This window comes from Streptomyces laurentii, from assembly GCF_040635425.1.
Lineage (GTDB): Bacteria > Actinomycetota > Actinomycetes > Streptomycetales > Streptomycetaceae > Streptomyces > Streptomyces laurentii.
The window spans coordinates 53,812-75,661 of the sequence record NZ_JBEYHT010000034.1; the positions used below are offsets into that span (position 1 = coordinate 53,812).

The following is a 21,850-nucleotide window of genomic DNA, read 5'->3' on the forward strand; positions in this document are numbered from 1 at the left end:
TCAGGTGCGCACCGCACCGCCCCTCCAGAGGAGCCGCCCGCACCATGACCGAGCACGCCGCCCACGCCGAGCCCGCCGCGCACGAGCACCCCGCCTATCCCGTCGGACTGCGCCTCGCCGGCCGCCGCGTCGTCGTGTTCGGCGGCGGCCAGGTCGCCCAGCGCCGGCTGCCCGCGCTGATAGCCGCCGGCGCGCGGGTCACCCTCGTCTCCCCGTCCGCCACCCCGTCCGTCGACGCGATGGCGGAGGCCGGCGAGATCACCTGGATCAAGCGCCGTTACGAGGCCGGCGACCTGGCCGACACCTGGTACGCGCTCGTCGCCACCAGCGACCCGGCCGCCAACGAGGCCATCTCCGCCGAGGCAGAGCGCACCCGGACCTGGTGCGTCCGCTCCGACGACGCCGCCGCGGCCACCGCCTGGACCCCGGCGACCGGCCACAGCGAGGGCGTCACCGTCGCGGTCCTGACCGGCCACGACCCGCGCCGCTCGGCGGCCGTGCGGGACGCGATCGTCGAGGGCCTGCGCGACGGTTCGCTGGCCGCGCCCGCGCACCGCTCCCGTACCCCGTTCGTCGCCCTGGTCGGCGGCGGCCCCGGCGACCCCGACCTGATCACGGTCCGCGGCCGCCGACTGCTCGCCGAGGCCGACGTCGTCATCGCGGACCGGCTCGGCCCGCGCGACCTTCTGAGCGAACTGCCCCCGCACGTCGAGGTGATCGACGCCGCGAAGATCCCGTACGGCCGGTTCATGGCCCAGGAGGCCATCAACAACGCGCTCATCGAGCACGCCAAGGCCGGCAAGTCCGTCGTCCGCCTCAAGGGCGGCGACCCGTTCGTCTTCGGCCGCGGTATGGAGGAGGCCCAGGCCCTCGCCGCCGAGGGCATCGCGTGCACCGTGGTCCCGGGCATCTCCAGCTCGATCTCGGTGCCGGGCGCGGCCGGCATCCCGGTCACCCACCGGGGCGTCGCGCACGAGTTCACGGTGGTCAGCGGCCATGTCGCCCCCGACGACCCGCGCTCGCTCGTCGACTGGGCGTCCCTCGCCCGGCTCACCGGCACCCTGGTCATCCTCATGGGCGTCGACAAGATCGGCCGGATCGCCGAGACGCTGATCGCCCACGGCAAGTCGCCCGACACCCCGCTGGCCCTCGTCCAGGAAGGCACCACCGCGGCCCAGCGCCGGGTGGACGCCACCCTGGCGACCGTGGCCGACACGGTCCGGGCCCAGGAGGTCCGGCCGCCGGCCGTGATCGTCATCGGCGACGTCGTCGCCGAGGGCCCCGACAAGCCGCTCTCGTGAACAGCGGCGCGCCCTCGCGGCCGCCGCACCCCGTACGCATTGGCACCTCCCACCGGACAAGGCAGTATCACCCCGTGGCCGAACTCATCACGATCGACGACCCCGACGACCCGCGTCTGCGCGACTACACCGGACTGACCGACGTCGAGCTGCGGCGCAGACGCGAGCCCGCCGAGGGCCTGTTCATCGCCGAGGGCGAGAAGGTCATCCGGCGCGCCCGGCAGGCGGGGTACGAGATGCGGTCGATGCTGCTCTCGGCGAAGTGGGTCGACACGATGCGCGACGTCATCGACGAGGTCCCGGCGCCCGTGTACGCGGTGCAGCCGGAGCTCGCCGAGCGCGTCACCGGCTACCACGTGCACCGCGGCGCGCTCGCCTCCATGCAGCGCAAGCCGCTGCCGGCGGCGACGGACCTGCTGGGCACCGCCCGCCGGGTCGCCGTCATGGAGTCGGTCAACGACCACACCAACATCGGCGCGATCTTCCGCAGCGCGGCGGCCCTCGGCATGGACGCGGTGCTGCTGTCGCCGGACTGCGCGGACCCGCTGTACCGGCGTTCCGTGAAGGTGTCCATGGGCGCGGTGTTCTCCGTGCCGTACGCGCGTCTCGACACGTGGCCGCGCGGCCTGGAGGCGGTCCGGGAGGCGGGCTTCAAGCTGCTCGCGCTGACCCCGGCGGAGCGGGCCACGTCCATCGACGAGGCGGCCCCGCACCGGCTCGACCGGGTGGCGCTGATGCTGGGCGCGGAGGGCGAGGGCCTGTCCACCCAGGCGCTGCGCGCGGCGGACGAATGGGTGCGCATCCCGATGGCGCACGGCGTGGACTCGCTGAACGTGGGTGCCGCCGCAGCGGTGGCCTTCTACGCGGTGACGAGCGGCCGCCCGCAGGACTGACGCCCGCCGCTCGGCAGCGGTCGCCCTAGCCCTGGAGGGCCTGCGCGGCCGCGATGCCCAGGGCCACGACGAGCGTCACGACCACGAAGACGAAGAGGCGCTGCCGCAGCAGCTTCGGGTTGGCGGGGCGCAGCCCGGTGGACGTGTTCCGGCCCCCGGGCCGGGTGCCCGGCCGGGACTGCGGGGCCCGGGAGCCGCCGCCGGTGCGCGGGCCGGAGGGCCGGGAGGTGGCGGGGCGGGCCTTGCCCGGGCGCCCCTTGCCGCCGGTCGGCCGGTCGGGAACGGGCCGCTCGGAGCGCCGCTCCCCGGACCGGTCCCGCTCGGAGTGCCGCTCGCCCGGGCGCTCGCCCACGCGCTCACCCGGACGGTCCCCGAGCCGTTCGCCCACCCGCTCCACGGACCGCTCGGTCGCCCGCTCCGTATACCGCTCCGTGGGCCGCGCGAGCCCGCGCTCGTCGCCCCGCTCCCGGGTGCCGGCCGGCCGTGCGGCGGGCAGTCCCTGCGCCTCTCGCGCCGCGATCTCCTTGAGCCGCATGGACAGCTGCAGGGTGCTGGGCCGTTCCTCGGGATCCTTCGCCAGACACGCCCGTACGAGCGGGGCGAGGGCGTCCGGTACGCCGATCAGCTGCGGCTCCTCGTGCACCACCCGGTAGAGCATGACCTCGGAGCTGCCGTGCCCGAACGGGGAGTCGCCCATCGCCGCGTACGCCAGGGTCGCGCCGAGCGAGAAGACGTCCGTCGCGGGGGTCACCGCCGCGCCCCGGACCTGCTCGGGCGCGAGGAAGCCGGGCGAACCGACGGCCGTGCCGACATGGGTGAGGGTGCTCGCGCCGGTCGCCCAGGCGATGCCGAAGTCGATGATGCGCGGGCCCTTGGGGGAGAGCAGGATGTTCGACGGCTTGAGGTCCCGGTGCACGACCCCCGCCTCGTGCACGGCCACCAGGCCCTCCGACAGGGCGGCGCCGATCGCGGCCACGTCGGCGGCCCGCAGCGGACCCTCTTCGGCGACCCGGTCGTGCAGCGACGGCCCCGGCACGTACTGGGTGGCGAACCAGGGGCGCTCGGCCTCCAGGTCGGCGGCGACCAGACGCGCCGTACAGCCGCCGCGGATCCGGCGGGCGGCGGACACCTCGCGCGCGAACCGGGAGCGGAACTCCTGGTCCTCGGCCAGATCCGGCCGGATGACCTTGAGCGCCACCCGCTGTCCGCGCCGGTCGGATCCGAGGTACACGACCCCCATCCCGCCGGCTCCGAGCCTGCGGTGGAGCCGGAACGACCCGACGATCCGCGGATCCTCGCGCCGGAGCCGCATCATCGCCATGTCCGTCCCCTCGTCCGTTCGACGGGCACAGCTTACGTAGTGCCGCCCCGGCGTGCTCACAGGCCGCGCCCTCGGGGCGGCGCCGATTGTCGGCGCGGACCAGGGCACCTGAGTGCCGGTCAGCTCCGACCGCTTTCAACATCCCCTCATATCAGGGACGTTGGTGAAAGCCTGTGGCGACACCCCGCGTGACCACCGCAAACGTGAGCGACGTCACGCTCCCCCTCAGGGAGGTCCCCTAGACCGGCGGCCCGGTCTCCACCCAGGGGAGTACACGGGGCCGATCCGGGTCATCCTCCCGGAGGCCAAAAAGGCGGTACGCGGGCATGACGCCCGGGCCGTGCCCGCTGCGTAGATTTGAAGTCGAGCGGCGGACGCAGCACTCGTCCCCCGAGGTCACCGCGTCCGCCGCTCGATCGACACGACAGCTCGACTCGACAGGAGAGGACCATGGCGTTCCCGGCCCAGCGGATCACCTCACGCCCTTCAGGCCGCCGTCACCCTCTGGTGGCGACCGCCATGGTCCTTCCTCTCGCGGCCCTGCTCGTGGTCGTCTTCGGCGGCTGGGACGCGGTGGTCACACAGGCGTCGTCCGTGGGCGTGATGCTGGGGCGCTGAACGGCGCCCCGGACCCGGGAGAGCGGTCCGGGTCGGGGACATCCGGCCAACAACCCCGTGGGGACGGGGGTGCGGCGGACGGCAGCGTGGGGCCGGTCGGCTGGGGAGCTGACCGGCCTTTCGCGCGTGCCTGGCCACGGCCCCCGGCCCGCAGGGCCCCGCACCCGCGGCGGACTCCCCGTACGGGCCACGCGTAGGCTCCCCGGGTGGACGACACCGCACCCGGCACCCCCGCGCTCCAGGAGCTGCACGCCCTCGCCCGCGCCGCCGCGCACCCCGAGGGGGCGGCGCCGTGCCCCTGTCCGGTCGACCTGCTGGCCGACCGGGACGACGGCACGGTCGTCCGCCACGGGGCCCTCGTCCTCAAGGCGCACGGAGCCGGAGCCCGGGGCCACGAGGACGACGACGAACTGCGCGCCCGGATCGCGGTCGCGGCCCTGCCCGGCCTGGCCGGTGTCCTCCTGGCGCCCCTGCCGGGCGCCCCGCTGCCGCGTCCGCGGACGCCGTCGCTCGCGGAACGCCCGCTCACGCTCTGGCCGTACGGGATCCCGGTGGACCCGGGCGCCCCCGAGGCGGCCCCCTGGGAGGAGGCCGCCCGGCTGCTCGCCCTGCTGCACCGCACCCCGCCGCCGCCCGGACTCCCGCCCATGCGGGCGCCGCTGAAGGCCGCGCTCGCCGTGGAGCGGATGCGGCGCGCGGCCCCCGGCCATCCGGCCACCGCCACCGTGCTGCGCGCCTGGCGCCCCCTCCCCGAGGAGTACCCCCGGACCGCCGCCGACCGGCTCTGCCACGGCGACTTCCACCTCGGGCAGTTGGTCCGGGCTCCGCACTGGCGGCTGATCGACGTCGACGACCTTGGCGTCGGCGATCCGGCCTGGGATCTGGCCCGCCCGGCGGCGTGGTTCGCGGCCGGACTGCTGGCGCCGGAGGTCTGGGCGCGGTTCCTCGGCGCGTACGAGGCGGCCGGCGGCCCGGCGACCACGCCGTACGCGGGGGAGGGCGGCGACCCGTGGGCCCGGCTCGACGTCCCGGCCCGCGCGCTGACCGTCCAGACGGCCGCGCTGGCGCTCGCCAAGTCCACCGCCGGGGGGCGTCCGTTGGACGAGGTGGAGAACGTGATGATCGACACCTGCGCCCGAATCGTCTCGCACCGAACCGAGTTGGATCCGCCCGCGTCCGCATACAGTGAGATCACCATTCGAACGTCAGGGAGTTGAGACGCGCATGCAGTGTCCCAAGTGCCACGCACCCATGCACACGTACAACCGCAGCGGTGTCCAGATCGAGCAGTGCAGCGGATGCCGCGGCATCTTCCTGGACTACGGCGAGCTGGAGGCACTGACCCGCCTGGAGTCCCAGTGGACGCAGCAGGCCCCGCCCGCGCCGCCGGCCTACCCGGCGCAGCCCGCCGCCCCGGCCTGGGGCGCGCCGCACCACGGCGGCCACCACCACGGCCACCGCGGCTTCGGCCGGATGCTGTTCTCCTCCTGAGCCCCCGCCTCCGTGCCGCCGCCGCTCCTCGCGGGCGGCACGGAGGGGCCCTCGGCCCGTCGGAGGCACGAAGAAGCCCCCGTCCGCTCGAAGCGGCCGGGGGCTCTTGTCCGGTGCGCGATACTGGGATTGAACCAGTGACCTCTTCCGTGTCAGGGAAGCGCTCTCCCGCTGAGCTAATCGCGCGGGATGATCCGAAGATCGAGGACCGAAGATCCAGTGCGCGATACTGGGATTGAACCAGTGACCTCTTCCGTGTCAGGGAAGCGCTCTCCCGCTGAGCTAATCGCGCGGGTGACCCGAGGATCCGGAGCCCGAAGGCCCGGTGCGCGATACTGGGATTGAACCAGTGACCTCTTCCGTGTCAGGGAAGCGCTCTCCCGCTGAGCTAATCGCGCGGGATGGATCCGTAGATCGAGGACCCGAAGGTCCAGTGGACGATACTGGGATTGAACCAGTGACCTCTTCCGTGTCAGGGAAGCGCTCTCCCGCTGAGCTAATCGTCCTTGGAGGTGGAGACGGGATTTGAACCCGTGTAGACGGCTTTGCAGGCCGTTGCCTCGCCTCTCGGCCACTCCACCAGGAGTGATCGCGGGGGTTCGGGATGATCCCCCACATCGAGCGGACGACGAGATTCGAACTCGCGACCCTCACCTTGGCAAGGTGATGCTCTACCAACTGAGCCACGTCCGCTTGTCGTTTCCGTTTCGCTTGCGCGTCCCGGCGACGTGTTGAACTTTAGCGGATTCCTGGGCCAGTACAAAAACGCGTTTGCGCAGCGTGCTGAGCCGCGCACCCGGACGGCACCGATCAGGCCACCCGGACGGGGGCCACGGACCGCTTCCGTACGCGTGCGTGGGGCGATGTTCCCACGGTGTCCACGACGCCCGACCCGATCATGGACGGGGCTCCTAGACTCGCTGACGTGCACCCTCTCACCCCCATGGCCCGCTTCGGCGGCCTGCTCGCCACGGACCTCCGGGACGTCACCCACGACCCCGAGGCCCTGGACTCCTCCGGCTTCTGGGCCGTCTGCGCGGACTTCGAGGGCCGCCTGACCTGTGCCCGCTTCGGCGACGTGCGGCCCGACCCGGTCCCCGCGCCCGTGCCCGGTGCCTGGCGGGGCCCGGCGGCCGGCGACTGGACCTCCTCGCTCGACCGCGCCGCGTACACCGCGGGCGTGCGCCGCATACGCGAGCACATCGCGCGCGGCGAGGTCTACCAGGCGAACCTCTGTCGGGTGATGTCCGCGCCGCTGCCCGATCCGGCGCGCGCCGACGTCGACGCTCTCACCGCCCTGCTGGCCCGCGGCAACCCCGCCCCGTACGCCGGAACGATTCGGCTGCCCGCGCACGGCGTGGAGATCGCCACCGCCTCGCCGGAGCTCTATCTGCGCCGCACCGGCGCCGTCGTCGAGTCCGGCCCCATCAAGGGCACCGGACGGACCGCCGCGGACCTCCTGGAGAAGGACCACGCGGAGAACGTGATGATCGTGGACCTGGTCCGCAACGACCTGGGCCGCGTCTGCGCCACCGGGTCCGTCACCGTGCCCGCGCTGTGCGCCGTCGAGGACCACCCCGGTCTCGTCCACCTCGTCTCCACCGTGCGCGGCGAGCTGCGCGACGGGGCCGGCTGGGCCGCGCTGCTGGCCGCCACCTTCCCGCCCGGCTCGGTCACCGGCGCCCCCAAGTCCAGCGCGCTGCGGATCATCGAGGCCCTGGAGACCGCGCCGCGCGGTCCGTACTGCGGCGGCATCGGCTGGGTCGACGCCGACCGGCGCACCGCCGAGCTGGCCGTCGGCATCCGCACCTTCTGGATCGACCGGGCCGCGGGCGCGCTGCGCTTCGGCACCGGAGCGGGCATCACCTGGGGCTCCGACCCGGAGCGCGAGTGGGACGAGACCGAACTGAAGGCGTCCCGCCTGGTCGCGATAGCGTCGGAAGAGTCCGAGGTGTCCTCGGATCACTCGGTGGAGTCCGGGGCGAACGGAAAGGCCATATCCCGATGAAACTCTGGGTCAACGGCGCACTGCACGATGCCGGGGACGCGCTGGTGTCCGTCCTCGACCACGGTCTGACCGTCGGCGACGGCATCTTCGAGACGGTCAAGGCCGAACGCGGCGAGACCTTCGCCCTCACCCTGCACCTGGAGCGGCTGACCCGCTCCGCCCGCGGCCTCGGCCTGCCCGACCCGGACCTCGACGAGGTCCGCCGCGCCTGCGCCGCCGTCCTGGAGGCGAACCCGATGGAGCTCGGAAGGCTCCGGATCACGTACACCGGCGGGCTCTCCCCGCTCGGCTCCGAGCGTGGCGGGACCGGCCCGACCCTGGTCGTGGCGCTCGGCGAGACCGGCCGCCGCCCGGACACCACGGCCGTGATCACCGTCCCGTGGACCCGCAACGAGCGCGGCGCGCTCACCGGCCTCAAGACCACCTCGTACGCCGAGAACGTCGTCGCCCTCGCGCGGGCGCGCGAGCGGGGTGCCTCCGAGGCCCTGTTCGCCAACACGGTGGGGCAGCTGTGCGAGGGCACCGGCTCCAACGTCTTCGTGGTCGTCGACGGCCGCGTCCTCACCCCGCCCGTCTCCTCCGGCTGCCTCGCGGGCATCACCCGCGCCCTCGCCGTCGAGTGGACCGGCGCCGAGGAGACCGATCTGCCGCTGGAGATCCTGGACAGCGCCGACGAGATCTTCCTGACCTCGACCCTGCGCGACATCCAGGCCGTGCGCCGGACCGACGAGCGGGAGCTGGCCGGGGCGCCGGGGCCGGTCACCGCCAAGGCCATGCGCATCTTCGCCGAGCGGGCGGCCCACGACCGGGACCCGAAGCTCGGTTGACCCGCTCGGCTCGGGCGGCCCGGATAAATCCGGATGACGGGCAGGTGGTCGAGTGGGTAGAACACCGGTGATGACCACCACTCTGCGGCCGACCGAGCCGCTCCAGCAATCCGCCGACGGCGGCCGTTCGCGTACCTACGACATCTGCGTGAACAGCCGCCGGGTCGGCGCCGTCCACCTCCTGACCGACGACGCCGGTTTCGGCGCCACCATGGCGATCATCCGCGGACTCGAGGTCGACGAACCGGACCGCGGCCGCGGCCGCGGCACGGTCGCGGTGCTCGCCGCCGAGGAGGTGCTGCGCGGCTGGGGCTGCCACGAGGTGGGGATATCGGTCCCGGCCGACGCCGCGCCCGCGCTGAGCATGGCGGAGTCGCTCGGCTACACCGAGCGCAGCCGGAACATGGTCAAGGACCTTCCCGAGGCGCCGCCGGAGCTGCCCGAGGGCGTCGAGGTCCGCCCGATGACCCCGGCCGAGTTCGCCGACTGGGAGCCTCGGGCCAGGGAGAACTTCGCCCAGAGCTGGATCGACCGCGGGGTGCCGGAGGAGCAGGCCCGGGCGAAGGCGGAGGCCAGCCACCGGGAGCTGATGCCGGACGGCCTCGCCAGCGAGGGCCTGTTCATGAACGTGGCGGTCAAGGACGGCCGGATCGTCGGCTGGATCTGGACCGGCGTCCGCGAGCTGGAGCCCGGGACGCGGGGCGGCTACGTGTACGACATCGAGGTCGCGGAGGAGTGGCGCGGCCACGGCTACGGCCGGGCGCTGATGCTGCTTGCCGAGCGCGGCGCGGTCGAGGCCGGGGAGCGCCTGCTCGGACTGCACGTCTTCGCGGGCAACACCCCGGCGATCCGGCTCTACGAGTCGCTGGGCTACCGCACGACGCAGGTGAACCAGTCGAAGAAGCTGGTCTGACCGGCCGGCGGCGGGTGTGACGGGGGCCGCGGTCAGCCCGCCAGGAGGCGGTCGGCGATCTCCTCGATGCGGGCGCGCAGTCCCTCCTGGCTCTTGCCGCCGTCCAGCCGCTCGCCGCCGATGACGTAGGTCGGGGTGCCGGTGACCTTCAGGGCCTGGCCCTCGGCCTGGTCGGCGTCGACGGTGAGCAGATGCCGGCCGTCGATCAGGGCGGTGTCGAACTCCTCGGCGTCCAGCCCGAGCTCGCGCGCCACCTCCAGGAGCACCGGCTCGCCGCGGTCGCGCAGCTGCTCGGTCCGGGCGAGCAGCGCCTCCGTGTACGCCCGGCCCTTGCCCTGGGCGTACGCCTCCTCGGCGGCCTGGGCGGCGGCGTAGGCGTGCTTGTTCTTGGACAGCGGGAAGTGGCGCAGCTGGACGTCGAGACGCTCGCCGTACTTCTCGCGCAGCGCGTCCAGGTCGGCGAGGGCCGTGAAGCAGTCGGGGCACTGCAGGTCGAACCAGGTTTCCAGGACGACGGGGGAGGCGGGGGTGGTGGACTCGTTCATGGGAAGAGTCTCGCATTGGCCGTTCCCTGGGGGACGACCCGGAGATCTCCCTGATCCGGCGCCGGAAGCATGGCCCCCGACGGGCCTCGCGGTGCAGGATGGAAGGGACGTATCGCCCGGGTTCAGGAGGATCGCATGCTTGCCGAGACCATTTGCTCCGCGGTGTCCGCGGCGGGCCTGGGCGTCGCCGCGATCACGGCCTACCGCAAGCGGTTCCTGACCGCGACCCGGATCGCCGCCTACGCGCTGGTGCCGCTCGGCCTGGTGATGACGGGCGCGATCGACTGGGTGGCGAACGCGCTGACGTTCAACCCGACGGTCTGGATCGGCTTCGGCATCCTCGGCCTGTCCTGGCTGCTCTTCTCGTCCGTGCGGGCGGTCGAGCGGCGCCGGGCCGGGCGCGGCGAGGTGACCGGGGGCAAGACCGGCAGAGCCGCCGCTCCCGCGGCACCCGCCGCCTCGGCGCCGTCGCTCGGCGCGGGCCGCCGGAGCGCGCCGGCGAAGCCGCAGCAGGCCACGTCCGGTGAGGACGACTTCAGCGACATCGAGGCGATTCTGAAGAAGCACGGAATATGACCATGACCGCGTCACGGTCCGACCGGTTCTGACGCTTCTCGATTCCGGGGTCCACGGGATGGAGTGAACCGTGCTGGCCAGGAGCCGTTTACGGGCTTTCGAGGCCTCTCAGTGCGCAATCATCCACGCGCCATGCTCGATACCTCGCGGGATCCCGCTCACCGTCCTGCCGCACCGCCTCCCTCCGAGGAGCCGCGCGGCTGTCTGTTCGCCCTCTCCCAGCCACCGTTGATGATCTTCCTGACCGTGGTCGGCGGCCTGATTCTCATGGCCGCCGTGCACGATCTGTTCCTGTTGTGAGCCCGGTGACGGGTGCGGGCGGAGGGGCCGGGCGCGCGCCGGCCTGCCGGGTCAGCCCGCGGCTTCCTTGCGGCGCGCGCGGTACGCGGCCACGTGCAGCCGATTGCCGCAGGTACGGCTGTCGCAGTAGCGGCGCGAGCGGTTGCGGGAGAGGTCGACGAAGGCGCGGCCGCAGTCCGGGGCCTCGCAGCGCCGCAGCCGCTCCTGTTCGCCCGCGACGACGATGAAGGCCAGCGCCATGCCGCAGTCGGCGGCCAGATGGTCGGCGACGGAGGCACCGGGCGCGAAGTAGTGCACGTGCCAGTCGTAGCCGTCGTGGTCGGTCAGCTGCGGGGTGGTGCCGGCGGCGGCGACCAGCTGGTTGATCAGGGTGGCCGCGATCCGGGCGTCGGGCGCCGAGAAGACCGCGGTGAAGCGCTCGCGCACCTCCAGGACGGCCCGCAGGTCCCCGGTCCCCAACTCGCCCACGTCGCTGATCTTGTGGCCGCGGACGAAGGACCGCAGGGCCTGGACGTCCAGCAGGTCGTCGTCTCCGGCGCCCTGGGGCGCGGTGTTCATCAAGTCGACGACGGTGTCGAGGGCGGTGCGGGTGTCGTGAGGGATCAGCACGATTCGCTCCCTGGCCGGGTACGGGCGGGCGCCCGCGGAATTGCGCTGACTCTAGCGTGACCCGGAAACGGGCAACGGCGCCCTCCGCCGCGCCGGACGCGCGGGGGAGGACGCCGAAGGACATCCCGTGCGGCTCTCCGCGCGGCGCCGTCTCCCCGAGTCGGACGGCGCCGGGCTGCTCTCCGGCCGCCTCAGCTGTCGGCCAGGATGTGGGAGAGCTCCGTATCCAGGTCGAAGTGCCGGTGTTCGGTGCCGGGCGGCACCGCGGCGTCGGTTCGCTTGAGGAACGACTCCAGGGCCCTCGCGGGGGCCTCGAGAAGGGCCTCGCCCTCCGGGGAACTCAGTGCGATGCAGACGACTCCCTGACCGTGGCTGCGGGACGGCCAGACCCGGACGTCGCCCGTGCCGGTGGGCCGGTGCAGCCCCTCGGCGAGAAGGTCGCGGGCGAAGACCCACTCGACCGTCTCCTCGGCTCCGGTGTGGAAGGTGGCGTGCACGGCATACGGATCGGCCGTGTCATACCGCAGGCCCGCGGGTACAGGCAGTGAGGACTCGCTCGACACAACGAGGCGCAGGTGCAGCTCGCAGCTGACCGTGGTGTTCATAAGCGCCAGGGCCTTTCGCTCAGTGTGCGCTCGGGGATTCGCACGTCGGCGCAATCGACATGCCACCTACGGTGCCGTTGTAAACCCCTCTGTCTGTTTTGTGATCGTTCGGATAGCTCGATTGGTGGCGTGTAACTTTGGGTAATACCGCCATTTCAGGGGGATGTGCCGGTCCGGTAGGTTGGGCCCATGAACGCGGACAGTGACGAGCGGACGGGGGAGTCCGTGACAGACGGGGCGAGTGCGGCGAGTGAGCGCGAACCGGACGGGAATGCCCCCCTGGGGTCCCGGGCCCCCGAATTCATCAAAGCGCGCCGGACCCTGCATCTGAGCTGGCAGGTCGGCGTGTTCCTGGTCGGTCTCGCCGTCGTCGGCGCGGGCATCGTGATGCTGCCCCTGCCCGGCCCCGGCTGGCTGGTGATCTTCGGCGGCATGGCGATCTGGGCCACCGAGTTCGTCTGGGCCCAACTGGTCCTGCGCTGGACCAAGCGCAAGGTCACCGAGGCGGCCCAGCGCGCCCTCGACCCGAAGGTCCGGCGCCGGAACCTGATCCTCACGACCATCGGTCTGGTGATCATCGCCGTGCTGGTCGGCATCTACGTCTGGAAGTTCGGCCTCGTCATGCCGTGGAAGATCGACGAGTGATCCCGGGGTGACCCCGGTGTGGTGCGGGAGCCCCGCTGACATGCGGTAATGTTTGCAGTGCGCCGGGGCGATTAGCTCAGCGGGAGAGCACTTCGTTCACACCGAAGGGGTCACTGGTTCGATCCCAGTATCGCCCACCACCCGGCCCGAAGGCCCGGAGACAGTCGCTGTCTCCGGGCCTTCGGCATGCCCGTACCGGGCCCTCCGTCGAAGGGGGTTCAGCGCATCGCGCGCAGCCGGTCCCGCAGTCGGCGGGCGTCGCGCAGCCGCTGCTCGTACGTCGCGCCCACCGCCAGCAGCAGCGCTCCGGCGAACGCCGGCGGCAGCCAGCGCGGCAGCGCGCCCACCACCCGCACCACGTACGGCGCCAGTTCGTGCAGCCCGGTCAGAGCCAGCACCACCCCGCCGAGCAGCAGCGGCGCCCGCAGCCCGGACCGCGCCCCGAGCAGCGTCACCACGAGCGCGGCGAGGCCGAGCAGCAGTGGCCGCACCCAGGACGGATCGACCCAGGCCGCGCACAGGCTCGGCACCAGCCCCGCCGCCAGACCCGGCCCGTACGCCACCCAGGAGGACGCCTCCGGATCGCTCCGCCGCCGCAGCAGACCCACCACCAGGGCCGGGACGGCCACCGGCAGCGCGTACGCCTCCGGGGTCGTCACCTCCCAGACGGCGAGCCGCACCCAGGCCGCCAGGACGAACAGCACCGTCGCCGCCCACGAGGCGAGCGGGCGCCGCTCGGGCCGCAGCGCCGTCGCCGCCGCGATCGTGCCGCCGACCGCGAGCCCGAGCGCCAGCAGTTCCGGCCGCGCCGCGGTCGCCCCGATCCCGCACACGCCCACACCGGCGCCCGTCGCCTCCACCACCAGGCCCACGGACGCGAGCCCGGGCCGCCGCCCCAGCCACGCCCCCGGCCCGGCCGTCCCCGCGGGCACCGCGAGCAGCACCAGCCCACTCACCGCGACCCCCGCGTGCCCGGCCGCCGCACCCGCGCCGACCAGGCCGGCCACCGCGACCACCGCCGCACCGGCCCCCACGAGCCGCCGGGCCCCCGTCGACCACACCGCCACCCCGCCGAACAGCACGGCCAGCACGCCGAGCACCGCGAACGTCGCCCCCCGCGCGTCCAGGCCCAGCGCCACCACGCTCACGGCCGACGCCAGCCCGCACCCGTAGGCCGGCCACCCGAAGACCGGCGACCGGGGCGCCACCCGCACCACCCCGGCGCCCAGCGCGAGCCCCGCCGCGGCCGTCGCCAGCCGGAGCGTCACCGAGGCCGCGTACGGCAGCTCCAGGGACACCGGCAGCGCCGTGAGCAGCGCCCAGCCGCACACCAGGGACGCGCAGCGCGCCCAGAACCGGGGGACGGCGGCCAGCGCGACGGCCGCGAGCAACAGCACCACCGGCGCGGTCGCCGGGAATCCGGTCAGGACCGGGGCGGTGTGCGTGCCGGACCAGATCCCGTCCGTCCGCACCAGCGGCCCCAGCAGGCCCGCCGCGACCGGCGGCAGCGCCCACAGCGCGGCGAGTGCGAGCACCCCGGCGCCCGCGAAGGCGAGCCCGTGCCGCACCGCCCGCCCGGCCCCGACCCGTACCCGCAGCGCCACTGCCGCCAGGACCACCGCGCACAGCGCGTACCCCGGCACCGCCCAGACACCCGGGACCCCGTGCCGCAGCAGACCGCCCCCGGCCGCGAGCACGGCCACCCCCGCGGCCGTCGCGGCGGCGAGCGCCGTCGGGGCGTGCCGCGTCGCCAGGTACAGCAGCACCAGCGCGCCCGCCAGAAGCAGCGGGGCGGCCCGGCCCGGCGCGTACGAGGACAGCACCAGACCGGTCAGCAGCGCCCAGCCGCCCAGCGCGCCGGCCCCGATCCCGGCCGTCACCCGGACCGCGCGCCGCGGCCCGGAGCGCAGGACCACCACGAGGTCGAGGGCGGCCGTGACCAGCGCCGCCCAGGCGTGGACGACGAATCCGCCGTCCAGAGCCGCCACCGCCAGGAGCAGCGCCGGCTGGGCCGCCACCACCGCGGCCGGCAGCGGGATCCGCAGCGTGCCCAGCGCCGAGCCGTACGCCGCCCACCCGGCCGCGAGGACCGCCGCCGCCCCGGACGCGTACGCCGCGACGCCCGTCTCCGGCAGCGCCACCCGCTGCACCGCGTACGCGTCGAGGACCGTCAGCACCAGACCGAGCGCGGCCACCGACTCCGCCGTCGCCGTCAGTCCCCGGCGCAGCAGCGCCACCGGCGCGAGCAGCGCGGCCGACGTCACCACCGTGAGCACCGCCGCCCGGCCGCCGATGCCCATCGTTCCCCAGCTCACCAGCGTGAACACGAGCGCGGCGACGGTCAGCAGCACCCCGCCGAGGGTGAGCAGCACGTTCTGCGTGCTGTGCGGAGTCGCCTCCGGCCGCGGCGGCACGGCGCCGGGCCACGGCGCGGCCGGCCCGCCCGCGGGCCCAGGCATCGGCAGCCGCGCCTGCGACATCCGGAGCAGCCAGTCCCGGCGCAGCAGCAACTGCGCCCGGTGGGCGTCGAGTCGGGCCAGTTCGCGGTCGACGAGCACCAGCTCTTCCGCGGGAGGCAGCGAGGGTTCCATGGCCGGAGTGTGCGCCCGGGCCCCCGGTCGGGGGATGCGCGCACGTACTCAGATCCGTGCCTGAGTACCCCACACTGGGGCCATGGACTGGTGCCGCTTCCGCTTCCGCAGCGTCTGGCGCCTCGCCGCCCAGCCCGAGGCCGTCTACGCCGTCCTGGAACGCGCCGAGGAGTACCCGCGCTGGTGGCCCCAGGTACGCGAGGTCGTCCCCCGCGACGCGCGCACCGGCACCGCCCGCTTCCGTTCCGTCCTCCCGTACGACCTCGTCGTCACCGCCGAGGCCCGGCGCCGCGACCCGGCGGCGGGCGTCCTCGAGGTCGGCCTCGGCGGCGATCTGGAGGGCTGGGCCCGCTGGACCCTCAGCGCGCTGCCCGGCGGCGCCGGCACCCGCGCCCTCTACGAGCAGGAGGTCGAGGTGCGCGACCGGCTGATGCGGGCGTTCGCCGTCCCCGGGCGGCTGCTGTTCCGTGCCAACCACGCCCTGATGATGCGCGGCGGGCGCCGTGGCCTGGCCGCTCGCCTGCGCACCCCGGTACCGCCGGTTTGAACGAAACGCGCGGGGGCCTGTATGGTTCAACCCGTTGCCCGGGCGATTAGCTCAGCGGGAGAGCACTTCGTTCACACCGAAGGGGTCACTGGTTCGATCCCAGTATCGCCCACCGGGTCAGGCCGGTCCGTCAGATGACGGACCGGCCTTCGCCGTTCCGGGGCCCGGATCGTGGGCCGTCCCCGGCGCGTACGTCCGCGCTCACGCCACCGCGGGCAGCTCCGGCCGCAGCGGCCACGCCGGGTCCACCATCTCCGGCGTCCCCTGCCGCGCGAACCACGCCTGCAGGCCCCGTGCCTGCGCCGCGTGCCACACCGCCTGGAGGGTGTGCAGCTCGCCCGGCGACAGCCGTTCGAGCCGTCCCGCGAACCGCCGCCCCACCGCGCGGACGACCTCCATCGCCGCGCTCGCGTCGGCCGCCGCGTCGTGCGCCCCGTCCAGCACCACCTCGTACTGGTCGCACAGATCCGTCAGCGTCCGGCGGCCCTTGCGGTAGCGGTCCAGGTGTTTGTCGAGGACCCGGGGGTCCAGCACGCACAGCGGGACGCTGTCCAGATAGCGGCCCAGCGAGGACGCGCGGTGGCGGCGCAGCTCGCGGTCCAGAATCGTCAGGTCGAACGGCGCGTTCATCACCACCAACGGGCGGCCCGCCGCGGTTTGTTCGGCTATCGCCCGGGCCAGCTCCTCCATCACAGGAGACGGCCAGCGGCCGTTGCGCTGGAGGTGGCCGTCCGTCAGGCCGTGGACGGCGGTGGCCTCCGCTGGGACCGGTATCCCCGGGTTCACCAGCCAGCGGGTCACCCGCGGCCGGGTGCCCGCCGCGTCCTGGACGACGAGGGCGGCGGACACGATCCGGTCCTCCTCGACGTCGACTCCTGTGGTCTCCGTGTCGAATGCGGCCAGGGGCCCCTCGTACCAGTGCGTCGTCATCCCCGAACTCCTCGCCCACGCGCGGCAGATGGCCATCCCCCTGCCCCGATTCGTAGATACCCGGGCTGTTTGCGCCGTACGCGGACCGGTCACAACAGAGGTGACGGGGAAGGGAATCGACATGGCGCTCGCCCAGCCCGAGTCGGGAGGGCTGCCGCCCCAGCGGGAAGCCCTCTTGCGTGGTTCGCTCGCCACCACCGCCTGCATGGAGACCTTGCAGGTGGGTTATCTCCACGCGGTCGCGGCGGCGGCGGGCTGTTCGCTGTCGCAGCCGTTTCCGGACAACGGCATCGACTGGCACGTGAGCCACAGCGCTCCCGGCCACACCGTCGACGACGAAGTGACCATCAAGGTGCAGCTCAAATGCACCTACCAGATAGCGCCGCGGGTGCCCGGGACCGCGGCGGGAACCGGCACGGGGACGAGGGCGGGGGGCACGGCGGGGATCACGACGGGGGCCACGGCGGGGGCCGCGACCGCCGGGAAGTCCGCCGCGTTCTCGTTCACGCTCGACAACGAACACCTGGTGAAACTCGCCCGCACCCCCGTGGCGGTGCACAAGATCCTGGTCGTGATGCTCGTCCCGCGAAACCAGGAGGACTGGCTGCGGGCCGGGCACGACCGGCTCGACCTGAGGCACTGCTGTTACTGGATCAACCTGGCCGGCCACCCGGTCACGGGACGGCGCCGGACCACCGTGCGCGTGCCGACGACACGGATCTTCGACGACCGGGCGCTGTGCGAGATCATGGCGCGGGTCGGCGTGGGAGGGAGACCCTGAATGCACCGGCCGATGGACGAACCCGAGTACGGTCCCGTCCCCCCGTCGCTTCCGCCCCACGCGCCCCCGCACTCCCACCCCCGCCCCCATCCGCACGCCGAACCGCATCCCCCTCCGGTGCCCGGCGGCCTGCCCGGCCACTGGAGCGGGGTGCCCGCCGCGCCGCCCGGACCCTGGGCCGAGGCCGGGGAGACCCCCGACCCCGGCCGGGTCGACCCCCGGGTCCTCGGCGCGCTCCTCGCCCGTCACGGCTGGCGCCGGCGCGGCGGGGCCACCGGCCGCTACAGCCGCTGGACCCCGCCCGGCTCCGGCGACGCCGGGCGCGCCACCAGCCTCCTCGTCCCCGAGAACCGGGCCTTCCCCGACGCCGAGGACCTGCTCGGCGAAGCCCTCGCCGCGCTCGCCCACAGCGCCGTGCCGTCCGCCCGCGAGGTCCTCACCGGCCTCACCGTCCCCAGCGACGAGATCCGCTGGTGGCGCGACGTCCCCCCGGGCCCGGCCGGCGCCGTGCCCTGGCCCGTTCAGGAACAGCTCCGCTCCGCCGCCCGCGCCCTGCTGCTCGCCGGCGCCCTCGCCGTCCGCGCCCGTACCGGCTACCACGGCTCACGGCACCGGCGGTACGCGCAGGCGACCCTCGCGTCCGTCGTCGTCGGCGCCGTGCCCGGTGGCCGCGGCCTGACGGCGTTCCTGCCCGTCGAGCACGGCCGGTCCGTGTCCGTACGGCTCCACCACGCCCTGTACGCCACCCGCGAGGCCGTCGACTACCAGCGGGCCACCGGCGGAATGGACGCCTTCGACACCGCCGTCGAGGCCGGGGTGAGCCGCGAGCTCACCGACGCGCTGGTCGCCCTGGTGCGCGGCACCGAGGGGGCGAGCATCGCCCTCGCCTGGTCCCCGGCCGCCGGCACCCCCGACGGCTGCGCCGCCCGCCCCGAGCCCGTCGAGTTCTCGCCCGGCGACCTGCCCGCCCTGCGCGCCGCCGGCGCCCGCTACCTGGCCGGCGAGCCCTCCGTACCCGTACGGATCACCGGCGCCGTCGTCCGCATGCGCCGCTCCGGCCCGCACGGCGAGGGCACGGTCCGGCTGCGCGTCCTGTCCGGTGCCGAGGTCGGCCATGTCCGGGTCTCCCTCGACGAGGACGGCTACCGCACCGCGGGCCACGCCCACCTCACCGGCCTGCCGATCCGGGTCGTGGGCCGGCTGGAGAGCCGCGGCGGCTTCCGCCGGCTCACGGAGGCGAGCGAGGTCGCCCCGGTCCACGTCGACGAGGCGGAACGGGACCGCCTGATGAAGTCCCTCCAGTCCCTCCAGTCCCTCCAGGAGACTCCCGACTTCTTCGGGGACGTGCCCGAGGCCGACTGACGGGCCGGGCGGGACCGACGAGCCGGGTGGGACGGACAGGGCGGGCGGTGCCGACGGGCCGGGCGGTGCCGACGGGACAGGCAGGATGGACGAGGCAGACGGGGCCGGCGGGAGGGGCGGGAGGGGCGGGGGCCGGGCGCACCCGCGCCGGGGGAGCGGAGCCCCCGATAGACTTCCCCTCGTGCGGCACCTCGTCTCTGCCGTACACCGTCGGCGCCGGCACTTCGTGCCTGCCTGCGCCCCTATGTATGGAGTATCCGTGTCTGAAGTCCGTGTGACCGTCCCGTCCGCCTCCGGGCCCGAGGAGAGGACGGTGAGCGCGGGCACCACGGCCGGCGCCCTGTTCGCCGACGACCGCACCGTCATCGCCGCCCGCGTCGGCGGCGAGCTGAAGGACCTGTCGTACGAGCTCGCCGAAGGCGATGCCGTCGAGGGTGTCGAGATCTCGTCCGAGGACGGTCTGAACATCCTGCGCCACTCCACGGCGCACGTCATGGCGCAGGCCGTGCAGGAGCTGTTCCCGGAGGCCAAGCTGGGCATCGGCCCGCCGGTCCGGGACGGCTTCTACTACGACTTCGACGTCGAGAAGCCCTTCACTCCCGAGGACCTCAAGGTCATCGAGAAGAAGATGCAGGAGATCCAGAAGCGCGGCCAGCGGTTCGCCCGCCGCGTCGTGACGGACGAGGCCGCCCGCGAGGAGCTGGCGGACGAGCCGTACAAGCTGGAGCTCATCGGCATCAAGGGTGCCGCGTCCACCGACGACGGCGCGGACGTCGAGGTCGGCGGCGGCGAGCTGACGATCTACGACAACCTCGACGCGAAGACCGGCGAGCTGTGCTGGAAGGACCTCTGCCGCGGTCCGCACCTGCCCACGACCCGGAACATCCCGGCGTTCAAGCTGATGCGCAACGCCGCCGCCTACTGGCGCGGCAGCGAGAAGAACCCGATGCTCCAGCGCATCTACGGCACCGCGTGGCCGTCGAAGGACGAGCTGAAGGCCCACCTCGACTTCCTCGCCGAGGCCGAGAAGCGCGACCACCGCAAGCTCGGCAACGAGCTCGACCTGTTCTCCATCCCGGACGAGATCGGTTCGGGCCTCGCGGTCTTCCACCCCAAGGGCGGCATCATCCGCCGCACGATGGAGGACTACTCGCGCCGCCGGCACGAGGAGGAGGGCTACGAGTTCGTCTACTCGCCGCACGCCACCAAGGGCAAGCTGTTCGAGAAGTCGGGCCACCTCGACTGGTACGCCGAGGGCATGTACCCCCCCATGCAGCTCGACGAGGGCGTGGACTACTACCTCAAGCCCATGAACTGCCCGATGCACAACCTGATCTTCGACGCACGCGGGCGTTCGTACCGTGAGCTGCCGCTGCGCCTGTTCGAGTTCGGCACCGTGTACCGGTACGAGAAGTCGGGCGTCGTGCACGGCCTGACCCGGGCCCGCGGCTTCACGCAGGACGACGCGCACATCTACTGCACCCGCGAGCAGATGGCGGAGGAGCTCGACAAGACGCTCACCTTCGTCCTGAACCTGCTGCGCGACTACGGTCTGGACGACTTCTACCTGGAGCTGTCCACCAAGGACCCGGAGAAGTACGTCGGCTCCGACGAGGTGTGGGAGGAGGCCACCGCGGTCCTCCAGCAGGTCGCCGAGAAGCAGGGCCTGCCGCTCACCCCCGACCCGGGCGGCGCCGCCTTCTACGGCCCGAAGATCTCCGTGCAGGCGCGCGACGCCATCGGCCGTACCTGGCAGATGTCGACCGTGCAGCTGGACTTCAACCTGCCGGAGCGCTTCGACCTCGAGTACACGGCGGCGGACGGCTCGCGCCAGCGGCCGGTCATGATCCACCGTGCCCTGTTCGGCTCGATCGAGCGCTTCTTCGCGGTGCTCCTGGAGCACTACGCGGGCGCGATGCCGCCGTGGCTGGCCCCGGTGCAGGCGGTCGGCATCCCGATCGGCGACGCGCACGTGGACTACCTGCGGGAGTTCGCCGCCGACGCGCGGAAGAAGGGCCTGCGGGTCGAGGTCGACGCCTCGTCCGACCGCATGCAGAAGAAGATCCGTACGCACCAGAAGCAGAAGGTGCCGTTCATGATCATCGTCGGTGACGACGACATGAACGGCGGCACGGTCTCCTTCCGCTACCGCGACGGTTCGCAGGAGAACGGCGTGCCGCGCGACGAGGCCATCGCCAAGATCGCCAAGATCGTCGAGGACCGCGTCCAGGTCTGACGCGGAGCCGTGGCCGAGGCCCCCGGGAAGCACGCGCTTCCCGGGGGCCTCGCGCATCCCGGCTCAGCGCTCGTCCTCCCGCCGGAAGACCTGGATCAGCCAGGACGAGAACGAGCCCGTCACCGCCCCGAGCAGCGCGAGCCCGCAGGCCATCAGGCCCACCGCGGTGACCCGGCCGAGCGGGGTCACCGGGGTCACGTCCCCGTAGCCGACCGTCGAGAGGGTCGCGCAGGCCCACCACACCGCGTCGCCGAAGGTGAGGATGGTCGCGCCCGGCGCCTTGTGCTCGACGAAGTAGACGGTGAGCGCGCCGGTGTAGCCCAGCAGGACGGCGGTGAGGCTCGCGTACGCCATCACGCGCGCGTAGAGGGTGAGCCGCGGTTTGTCGTACCGGTGCTGGATCCGGTCGTACACGCTGACCACGCTGAGCGGGCGCAGCAGCGGCAGCAGCAGGATGACGGTGTCGAGCAGATGGCGGCGGACGAAGCGCAGCGGTCCGAGGCCGCTCAGCCGGACGCGGACCGCGTAGTCGAAGGCGAAGAAGGCCTAGGCCGCGAGGGTGAGCGCGAGGCTGAGGTCGAGCCAGCCCTGATGGAGATGACCGTGGGCGAGGACGCGCACCGAGTAACCGCCGAGGAACACGACGGAGGCCACCGCCAGCGGGATCTCCATCCGGCGTTCCCAGGATCGCTGCCGGGGCGGCACCGGCGGCTTGTCGCTCACCGGATCAGGATGGCCCGGGACGGCCTCC

At 73.6% G+C, this 21,850-nt stretch carries 21 protein-coding genes, 8 tRNA genes and 1 pseudogene; 17 read left to right on the forward strand and 13 right to left on the reverse strand.

Going from position 1 to position 21,850, the window contains the following annotated elements; genetic code table 11:
* The first annotated feature begins 44 nt into the window (after positions 1-44).
* Together cobA and ABZ693_RS21310 are read left to right on the forward strand one after the other, a co-directional pair.
* Positions 45-1,301, forward strand: a complete 1,257-nt coding sequence (gene cobA / locus ABZ693_RS21305; protein WP_359879462.1) for a uroporphyrinogen-III C-methyltransferase — start codon at positions 45-47, stop codon at positions 1,299-1,301.
* A 74-nt stretch (positions 1,302-1,375) separates the two neighbouring features.
* Positions 1,376-2,194 carry a TrmH family RNA methyltransferase gene (locus ABZ693_RS21310; RefSeq protein WP_359879464.1) on the forward strand — a complete coding sequence of 273 codons (819 nt, stop codon included), beginning with the start codon at positions 1,376-1,378 and terminating at the stop codon, positions 2,192-2,194.
* Between the two features lie 25 nt (positions 2,195-2,219).
* Here the strand turns inward: ABZ693_RS21310 and ABZ693_RS21315 are convergent, their stop codons facing one another.
* Positions 2,220-3,515: a serine/threonine-protein kinase gene (locus tag ABZ693_RS21315; RefSeq protein ID WP_359879466.1), complete on the reverse strand. Its 1,296-nt coding sequence runs from the start codon at positions 3,513-3,515 to the stop codon at positions 2,220-2,222.
* A 450-nt stretch (positions 3,516-3,965) separates the two neighbouring features.
* Between ABZ693_RS21315 and ABZ693_RS21320 the strand changes: the two genes are divergently transcribed.
* From ABZ693_RS21320 to ABZ693_RS21330, 3 genes are all read left to right on the forward strand, one after another.
* Positions 3,966-4,133: a hypothetical protein gene (locus tag ABZ693_RS21320; protein ID WP_359879468.1), complete on the forward strand. Its 168-nt coding sequence runs from the start codon at positions 3,966-3,968 to the stop codon at positions 4,131-4,133.
* A gap of 206 nt (positions 4,134-4,339) precedes the next feature.
* On the forward strand, positions 4,340-5,350 hold the full coding sequence (locus ABZ693_RS21325) for a phosphotransferase family protein (protein WP_359879470.1): 1,011 nt from the start codon (positions 4,340-4,342) through the stop codon (positions 5,348-5,350).
* A gap of 7 nt (positions 5,351-5,357) precedes the next feature.
* Positions 5,358-5,624: a TFIIB-type zinc ribbon-containing protein gene (locus tag ABZ693_RS21330; RefSeq protein WP_359879472.1), complete on the forward strand. Its 267-nt coding sequence runs from the start codon at positions 5,358-5,360 to the stop codon at positions 5,622-5,624.
* Between the two features lie 114 nt (positions 5,625-5,738).
* Here the strand turns inward: ABZ693_RS21330 and ABZ693_RS21335 are convergent.
* From ABZ693_RS21335 to ABZ693_RS21360, 6 genes are all read right to left on the reverse strand, one after another.
* Positions 5,739-5,810 (reverse strand) — tRNA-Val (locus tag ABZ693_RS21335).
* Positions 5,811-5,844: 34 nt separating this feature from the next.
* A tRNA-Val gene (locus ABZ693_RS21340) sits at positions 5,845-5,916 on the reverse strand.
* Between the two features lie 34 nt (positions 5,917-5,950).
* Positions 5,951-6,022: transfer RNA gene (locus ABZ693_RS21345), tRNA-Val, on the reverse strand.
* 36 nt (positions 6,023-6,058) lie between these two features.
* Positions 6,059-6,130: transfer RNA gene (locus ABZ693_RS21350), tRNA-Val, on the reverse strand.
* Position 6,131: 1 nt separating this feature from the next.
* A tRNA-Cys gene (locus tag ABZ693_RS21355) sits at positions 6,132-6,205 on the reverse strand.
* A 39-nt stretch (positions 6,206-6,244) separates the two neighbouring features.
* Positions 6,245-6,317 (reverse strand) — tRNA-Gly (locus ABZ693_RS21360).
* A gap of 232 nt (positions 6,318-6,549) precedes the next feature.
* On the opposite strand from ABZ693_RS21360, the gene ABZ693_RS21365 reads away from it, so the two are divergent.
* From ABZ693_RS21365 to ABZ693_RS21375, 3 genes are all read left to right on the forward strand, one after another.
* Complete coding sequence (locus ABZ693_RS21365) at positions 6,550-7,632, forward strand: chorismate-binding protein (protein ID WP_359879475.1); 1,083 nt, start codon at positions 6,550-6,552, stop codon at positions 7,630-7,632.
* A complete protein-coding gene (locus ABZ693_RS21370) occupies positions 7,629-8,459 on the forward strand; it encodes an aminotransferase class IV (protein ID WP_359879478.1) in 831 nt (276 codons plus the stop codon). The genes ABZ693_RS21365 and ABZ693_RS21370 overlap by 4 nt, the downstream gene beginning before the upstream one ends.
* Before the next feature lie 70 nt (positions 8,460-8,529).
* Positions 8,530-9,372 (forward strand): GNAT family N-acetyltransferase, encoded by an 843-nt coding sequence (locus ABZ693_RS21375; protein WP_359879481.1) that lies wholly within the window; start codon positions 8,530-8,532, stop codon positions 9,370-9,372.
* A gap of 32 nt (positions 9,373-9,404) precedes the next feature.
* Here the strand turns inward: ABZ693_RS21375 and ABZ693_RS21380 are convergent, their stop codons facing one another.
* A complete protein-coding gene (locus ABZ693_RS21380; protein ID WP_359879484.1) occupies positions 9,405-9,917 on the reverse strand; it encodes a DsbA family protein in 513 nt (170 codons plus the stop codon).
* Between the two features lie 135 nt (positions 9,918-10,052).
* Between ABZ693_RS21380 and ABZ693_RS21385 the strand changes: the two genes are divergently transcribed.
* Positions 10,053-10,493, forward strand: a complete 441-nt coding sequence (locus ABZ693_RS21385; protein ID WP_359879487.1) for a DUF2306 domain-containing protein — start codon at positions 10,053-10,055, stop codon at positions 10,491-10,493.
* Between the two features lie 132 nt (positions 10,494-10,625).
* A complete protein-coding gene (locus ABZ693_RS21390; RefSeq protein ID WP_359879490.1) occupies positions 10,626-10,793 on the forward strand; it encodes a hypothetical protein in 168 nt (55 codons plus the stop codon).
* A 51-nt stretch (positions 10,794-10,844) separates the two neighbouring features.
* Here the strand turns inward: ABZ693_RS21390 and ABZ693_RS21395 are convergent, their stop codons facing one another.
* Together ABZ693_RS21395 and ABZ693_RS21400 are read right to left on the reverse strand one after the other, a co-directional pair.
* Positions 10,845-11,402 carry a CGNR zinc finger domain-containing protein gene (locus tag ABZ693_RS21395; protein WP_359879493.1) on the reverse strand — a complete coding sequence of 186 codons (558 nt, stop codon included), beginning with the start codon at positions 11,400-11,402 and terminating at the stop codon, positions 10,845-10,847.
* A gap of 191 nt (positions 11,403-11,593) precedes the next feature.
* On the reverse strand, positions 11,594-12,007 hold the full coding sequence (locus tag ABZ693_RS21400; protein WP_015032345.1) for an SsgA family sporulation/cell division regulator: 414 nt from the start codon (positions 12,005-12,007) through the stop codon (positions 11,594-11,596).
* 189 nt (positions 12,008-12,196) lie between these two features.
* On the opposite strand from ABZ693_RS21400, the gene ABZ693_RS21405 reads away from it, so the two are divergent.
* The gene (locus ABZ693_RS21405; RefSeq protein ID WP_359879496.1) at positions 12,197-12,652 is read left to right on the forward strand and encodes a TIGR02611 family protein; all 456 of its coding nucleotides are present in this window, start codon (positions 12,197-12,199) and stop codon (positions 12,650-12,652) included.
* Positions 12,653-12,717: 65 nt separating this feature from the next.
* A tRNA-Val gene (locus ABZ693_RS21410) sits at positions 12,718-12,792 on the forward strand.
* Between the two features lie 78 nt (positions 12,793-12,870).
* Here the strand turns inward: ABZ693_RS21410 and ABZ693_RS21415 are convergent.
* Entirely contained in the window at positions 12,871-15,243 is a 2,373-nt protein-coding gene (locus tag ABZ693_RS21415; protein WP_359879498.1) for an SCO7613 C-terminal domain-containing membrane protein, read from the reverse strand.
* Between the two features lie 82 nt (positions 15,244-15,325).
* Between ABZ693_RS21415 and ABZ693_RS21420 the strand changes: the two genes are divergently transcribed.
* Together ABZ693_RS21420 and ABZ693_RS21425 are read left to right on the forward strand one after the other, a co-directional pair.
* Positions 15,326-15,790 (forward strand): SRPBCC family protein, encoded by a 465-nt coding sequence (locus ABZ693_RS21420; RefSeq protein ID WP_359879500.1) that lies wholly within the window; start codon positions 15,326-15,328, stop codon positions 15,788-15,790.
* 40 nt (positions 15,791-15,830) lie between these two features.
* Positions 15,831-15,902 (forward strand) — tRNA-Val (locus ABZ693_RS21425).
* A gap of 89 nt (positions 15,903-15,991) precedes the next feature.
* On the opposite strand, the gene ABZ693_RS21430 is transcribed toward ABZ693_RS21425, so the two are convergent.
* Positions 15,992-16,720 (reverse strand): 3'-5' exonuclease, encoded by a 729-nt coding sequence (locus tag ABZ693_RS21430; protein WP_359879503.1) that lies wholly within the window; start codon positions 16,718-16,720, stop codon positions 15,992-15,994.
* 121 nt (positions 16,721-16,841) lie between these two features.
* Here ABZ693_RS21430 and ABZ693_RS21435 point away from each other — a divergent pair, with 121 nt between their 5' ends.
* From ABZ693_RS21435 to thrS, 3 genes are all read left to right on the forward strand, one after another.
* On the forward strand, positions 16,842-17,501 hold the full coding sequence (locus tag ABZ693_RS21435) for a DUF4365 domain-containing protein (protein WP_359879505.1): 660 nt from the start codon (positions 16,842-16,844) through the stop codon (positions 17,499-17,501).
* Positions 17,502-18,863 (forward strand): hypothetical protein, encoded by a 1,362-nt coding sequence (locus tag ABZ693_RS21440; protein WP_359879508.1) that lies wholly within the window; start codon positions 17,502-17,504, stop codon positions 18,861-18,863.
* Positions 18,864-19,122: 259 nt separating this feature from the next.
* Entirely contained in the window at positions 19,123-21,099 is a 1,977-nt protein-coding gene (thrS, locus tag ABZ693_RS21445; RefSeq protein ID WP_359879511.1) for a threonine--tRNA ligase, read from the forward strand.
* A 63-nt stretch (positions 21,100-21,162) separates the two neighbouring features.
* Here thrS and ABZ693_RS21450 read toward each other — a convergent pair.
* Positions 21,163-21,822 (reverse strand): annotated as a pseudogene (locus ABZ693_RS21450) (potassium channel family protein).
* Positions 21,823-21,850: the final 28 nt, after the last annotated feature.